Source organism: Blastococcus sp. SYSU DS0616 (assembly GCF_054051015.1).
Window position 1 is genome coordinate 1 of the sequence record NZ_JBJHAJ010000061.1, and the last position, 881, is coordinate 881.

Consider the following 881-nt stretch of genomic DNA (forward strand, 5'->3'; position numbering starts at 1 on the left):
TTGTGTAGGATAGGTGGGAGACTGCGAAGCGGGCACGCCAGTGTTCGTGGAGTCGCCGTTGAAATACCACTCTGGTCGAATTGGATGTCTAACCTCGGTCCGTGATCCGGATCAGGGACAGTGTCAGGTGGGTAGTTTAACTGGGGCGGTTGCCTCCCAAAATGTAACGGAGGCGCCCAAAGGTTCCCTCAGCCTGGTTGGCAATCAGGTGTCGAGTGCAAGTGCACAAGGGAGCTTGACTGCGAGACCGACGGGTCGAGCAGGAGCGAAAGCTGGGACTAGTGACCCGGCACCGGCATGTGGAAGCGGTGTCGCTCAACGGATAAAAGGTACCCCGGGGATAACAGGCTGATCTTCCCCAAGAGTCCATATCGACGGGATGGTTTGGCACCTCGATGTCGGCTCGTCGCATCCTGGGGCTGGAGTAGGTCCCAAGGGTTGGGCTGTTCGCCCATTAAAGCGGTACGCGAGCTGGGTTTAGAACGTCGTGAGACAGTTCGGTCCCTATCCGCCGCGCGCGTAAGAGACTTGAGAAGAGCTGTCCCTAGTACGAGAGGACCGGGACGGACGAACCTCTGGTGTGCCAGTTGTACCGCCAGGTGCACTGCTGGTTAGCTACGTTCGGCAGGGATAACCGCTGAAAGCATCTAAGCGGGAAGCTCGCTTCAAGATGAGGTCTCTCACCGGGTCAACCGGGTAAGGCCCCCGCCCAGACCAGCGGGTTGATAGGCCGGAAGTGGAAGCACCGCAAGGTGTGGAGCTGACCGGTACTAACAGGCCGAGGGCTTGACCACACACACCTCCACCACGAGGGGTCTGTGCCAGGGTCAACCAATGAAGACTTGTCTCGCGTCCACTGTGCGGTTCTGAACGCACGAACC

1 rRNA gene is annotated in these 881 nt (G+C 59.0%); it reads left to right on the forward strand.

The annotated features are described in order from the left end of the window. Nucleotides 1-794, forward strand: a 23S ribosomal RNA gene (locus ACI79K_RS21105); the annotation flags it as partial. Between the last annotated feature and the right edge of the window lie 87 nt (nucleotides 795-881).